Origin of the sequence: uncultured Allobosea sp. (genome assembly GCF_945956895.1) — a bacterium.
Classification (GTDB): Bacteria; Pseudomonadota; Alphaproteobacteria; order Rhizobiales; family Beijerinckiaceae; genus Allobosea.
The window spans coordinates 1-4,357 of record NZ_CAMFJF010000136.1; the positions used below are offsets into that span (position 1 = coordinate 1).

The window sequence follows — 4,357 nt, forward strand, 5'->3', positions numbered from 1 at the left end:
GACATGCTGGCGACGGTGATCGCGGGCTTCGCGCAAACGGATTTGCCGCAGCTCGTGCGTTCCCTGCCGATTCCGGCCTGGCGCGGCACGAGTCCGATGGTCGTGCATGTCGCCCCCATACGCGGCCGGGCGCGCGACATCTTCTCCTTCGCCGGCGCCATCATCGTCGCGACGCCGGTCTCCGCAGGCGCGGGGCCCGATGCCGGCCTGATCGCCGGGCTGTTCGACCTCACGCCGGCCGAGGGGCGGCTGGCGGCTGCCATCGCCGCCGGCCATCCGCCGCGGGATGCCGCCGCACGGCTCGGCGTGACCGAGGCGACGGCGCGCACCACGCTGAAGCGCATCCTCGCCAAGACCGGCACGCGCCGGCAGGCCGATCTGGTCGGTTTGCTGAAAAGCGCGGCGCGGCCGAACTGAAGCCTCCGTCCGGCCGGTGAATCCATTCCGTCCTCCGCGTACGCGCCGGGGACCCCCCATTTGGGGGATGGCAAATCGCCTTGCCGAAGTCAGGGTGAGGTTCTCAACAAGGTCGCAGGGCCACAGGCGAATATCAGCTCGCACTGCCGAAGCCGGGTCAAGCAGCTTCGGCAGTGCCTTTTCGCGTGGCGCGGCTTGCGCCTGTGTTGGGGCTTCTGCGCTTCCGCCTTCAGTGAACCGCGCGCTCGTTCCAGTCGCCTCGCAGCCTGACGTGAACGGCTGACACGGCGCTCTCGCCAACACATTCCATGCCTGGAACGAAAAACGCCGGCTCGTCGCCGGCGTTTCATGCTTGGAGCCTGGCGGAGCATCGGAGCTCCTGCCGAGGTCAGCCCTTGTAGGTGACGAAGTTCTGCTTCTGCTCGCCGAGCCCCTCGATGCCGAGCGTGACGACCTCGCCGCCCTTCAGGAAGCGCGGCGGCTTGAAGCCGAGGCCGACGCCGGGAGGCGTGCCGGTGGTGATGACGTCACCCGGATCGAGACGCATGAACTGGCTGATATAGTGGACCAGATAGGCCGCGCCGAAGATCATCGTCTTGGTCGAGCCGTTCTGCACGCGCTCGCCATCGACCTCGAGCCACATGCCGAGGTTCTGGATGTCTTTGATCTCGTCGGTGGTGACGAGCCAGGGGCCGAGCGGTCCGAAGGTCGGGCAGCCCTTGCCCTTGGCCCATTGGCCGCCGCGCTCCTGCTGGAAGGCGCGCTCCGAGACGTCGTTACAGACGCAGAAGCCGGCGATTGCCGCCATCGCGTCCTTCTCCTCGATATAGGAACCGCCGTCGCCGATCACGATGGCGAGCTCGACCTCCCAGTCGGTCTTCTGCGAACCCCTCGGGATGACGACGTCGTCATTCGGCCCGACGATGCAGTTCGGAGCCTTGTTGAACAGGATCGGCTCTTTCGGGATCTCGGCGCCGGTCTCGGCGGCGTGATCGGCGAAGTTGAGGCCGACCGCGATGAAGTTGCGCACGTCCGCGACGCAGGCGCCGATGCGCGGCGAGCCGGCCACCAACGGCAGCGATTCCGGCGAAAGCGCCTTGATCTTGGCAAGCGAGGCCGAGGTCAGCGCCTTGCCGCCGAGGTCGGGAATGACGCCGGACAGGTCGCGCAACCCGCCCTTGGCATCGAGGAGGGCCGGCTTTTCCTGGCCAGGTGCGCCGTAGCGGAGCAATTTCAAGGTGTTTCCCCCGTTTTCAAACGATCTAAATGGGTGAGGGATTCTGACCGGATGCCGGTCGGAAAGACAAGCCCGTCATTGCGCATAGGGTATCCGCGATCAGCAGGCGGCAGAATTGTTGCGCGAATGCAACGGCGCTTCTCAAAGCGACAACCGCCCGCGGGGAGCGCCGGATGTCGCGCTGGAGCGGAAACACCCGCAAACCGGCAATAGTTCTTATATAAACTATATGTTTCTGAACAATCTTGCCGGCGTATGTCCGGAAATCGTCGATTTTGGGCCGTTTTGGAGGACGCGGCGGCGAAATGAGGGGAGTGGTGTGGCGATTTCGGGGCACCTGAAGCGGGATTGCGGCTGGAAACGCCTCGGGTCATGCTTCGAATCAAGCGGGGTGTCTGGCCCCGAAAAACCTAGATCGGGATGGATTCGATGAAGGGCCTTGTTCGCACCGCCGCAGCTGCCACGGTCTCGCTCGCCGCTCTCCTCGCGGCTGGAGCGGCTTCGGCGAGTTCCTTCGCCATCCGCAGCGGCCAGAGCGCCGAGGGTCTCGGCATGGCCTATGCCGGCGCCGCCTCGGGCGGCATTGGCATGGGCGCGATGGCCTGGAACCCTGCGACCATCACCATGTTCCCGGGGCGCCACAGCAACTGGAACTTCACCTATCTCAACGCCAATGGCGACTATCAGCCGACCTCGGTGACGCGCCTCGGCTCGCCCTTCGGGCCGGCGAGCCCGATCCAGAACGGCACCGGCAACATTGGCGGCGACGGCGCCTTCATCCCGGCCTCCTACAGCGCCTGGCAGCTCACCGACCGGTTCTGGATCGGCATGACCACTGGCGCACCTTACGGCCTGCGCTCGAAGGCCGAGAATCAGGTTCACGCGGCCCAGATCTACGGCCGCTCGGCCAAGGTCGCCACGGTCAACGTCTCGCCCACGGTCGGCTACAAGGTCAATGACTGGCTCTCGGTCGGCGCGGCGCTGCAGGTCCAGTGGCTCAATGCCTCGCTGAAGCAGGCTTCGGGCATCGGTCCGACGGCGGCGCCGGTCATCATCGAGGGCGACACGATCGACTTCGGCTATCGCTTCGGCTTCACCCTGACGCCGTTCGAGGGCACCAGCATCGGCCTCGCCTATCGTTCGGCGGTGCGCCAGACGCTGGAAGGGACGCTGAAGACTCCGCTCGCCGTCATTCCGGTCAAGGCCAATCTCAACCTGCCCGACTCGGTCGTCCTCGGCGTGTCGCAGGTCATCAACGACCAGTGGCAGGTCCATGCCGGCGTCGAGTGGACGAACTGGAGCCGCTTCCGCAACATCCCGATCGTCAGCCAGATCAATGGCCGTCCGGCGACCAGCTTGAACTTCCAGTATGACGATGCCTGGTATTTCTCGGCCGGTGTCGAGTACAAGTACAACCGCGACCTGACCCTGCGTGCTGGCGTCGGCTATGAACTGTCGGCGGTGAATGACCGCAACCGTACCATCTTCATCTCGGACAACGATCGGCTCTGGCTCAGTGCCGGTGCAAGCTACCAGATCACCGACCGGATCAAGCTCGACGTTGGCTATACCTATATCGACGTGAAGAAGGCTTCGGTGAACTACAACGGCGCGCATCCGCAGCAGGGCGCGGTGTTCTATACCGCAGAGGCCAAGCCCTACATCCACATCGCCTCGGTCGGCATCACCTACAATTGGGATGATCCGAAGCAGACCGTTCCGGCGCAGCCGGTGGTTCGCAAGTACTGATCCTGGATCGATCTGGAAAAGCTGGCCTTCGGGCCGGCTTTTCTGGTCGGAGGCTCAAGAAGCCCGCTCGCGGCCTACCGAGACCCGGCGGAAAGCGAAGGCCGGTCCGCGAGACTATTCCGGATGCCGTGCGTTCCAGGCCTCGGCATAATCCGAGCACATGCGATAGACGGCTTCGCGGTCCGTGCAGCCCGCCGGTTTCGACCGGGAGGGCAGGGCCGTCTGAAACGGCACATAGCCCTGATGAGCCAATCGCCAAAGCCGCCGCAGCTCCGCCAGCGGGGCGGCATGATCGTCGACACGCAGATCGAAGCTCGGAAACGGCGCCTCCGTCCAGATGCGGATCGCGCAGGATTGGCGCCCTCGCTTGTCGCCGCCTGCGCGTTCGCCGGCTTCCATGGCGACGATCAGGCGTTCGTCGAAGTCGAGGGCTTGCGCCGCGAGATAGGCCGCGAGGGTTGCTTCGACGACCTGCGGGCCCGCCAGCATGTTTCCCGCGACGGAGACATCGGGACCGCAGACGCTGCCGCTCCATTCGATGCAGGCCGGGCCGGTATGGGCAGCCACGCAGCCGGCGCGATCGATCACATGCACCTGCCTGTGATCGCGCCCTTCATCGAGCGCCGCCAAGGCCGAGACGACCTCCTGCGAGGAACAGCCGTCCTGCAGCATCCGTAGGCCATCGACGCCGAAGAATGGGTTTGCGAAGGCCTGGGTCGCAATGGCGCCGGTGCGGCCTGCTCCATAGGGCACGACGGCACCGACGGCCAGCGCCCGCGACGCGCATAGCAGGCCTAACGCGCCGGTTCGGGCGTCCCGCGCGAGGATCGACCAGGTCATTCTTGATTCCCTGCTCTTCGAGAAGCAGCAATATCAGCATTGCTGCCCTGTCGACACCCGACCGTCATGCCCGGCCTCGAGCCGGGTAGCCGCGCCTTGCGCGGCGGGTGGCGA

General features: G+C 65.5%; 4 protein-coding genes. 2 read left to right on the plus strand and 2 right to left on the minus strand.

The window, feature by feature from the left end; all coding sequences use genetic code 11:
• Positions 1 to 417: helix-turn-helix transcriptional regulator (locus Q0Q02_RS23315; RefSeq protein WP_367275055.1), on the plus strand; the 417-nt coding region annotated here is incomplete at its 5' end.
• Between the two features lie 388 nt (positions 418 to 805).
• Here Q0Q02_RS23315 and Q0Q02_RS23320 read toward each other — a convergent pair.
• A complete protein-coding gene (locus tag Q0Q02_RS23320; RefSeq protein ID WP_293813159.1) occupies positions 806 to 1,654 on the minus strand; it encodes a fumarylacetoacetate hydrolase family protein in 849 nt (282 codons plus the stop codon).
• 429 nt (positions 1,655 to 2,083) lie between these two features.
• On the opposite strand from Q0Q02_RS23320, the gene Q0Q02_RS23325 reads away from it, so the two are divergent.
• Entirely contained in the window at positions 2,084 to 3,403 is a 1,320-nt protein-coding gene (locus tag Q0Q02_RS23325; protein WP_293813161.1) for an OmpP1/FadL family transporter, read from the plus strand.
• A 114-nt stretch (positions 3,404 to 3,517) separates the two neighbouring features.
• Here the strand turns inward: Q0Q02_RS23325 and Q0Q02_RS23330 are convergent, their stop codons facing one another.
• Positions 3,518 to 4,243, minus strand: a complete 726-nt coding sequence (locus Q0Q02_RS23330) for a DUF1028 domain-containing protein (protein WP_293813163.1) — start codon at positions 4,241 to 4,243, stop codon at positions 3,518 to 3,520.
• Between the last annotated feature and the right edge of the window lie 114 nt (positions 4,244 to 4,357).

Excerpts from the sequence above, each read along its gene's own strand:
- Q0Q02_RS23325 (WP_293813161.1), top strand. The coding sequence starts at position 2,084 with ATGAAGGGCCTTGTTCGCACCGCCGCAGCTGCCACGGTCTCGCTCGCC.
- Q0Q02_RS23330 (WP_293813163.1), bottom strand. The coding sequence starts at position 4,243 with ATGACCTGGTCGATCCTCGCGCGGGACGCCCGAACCGGCGCGTTAGGC.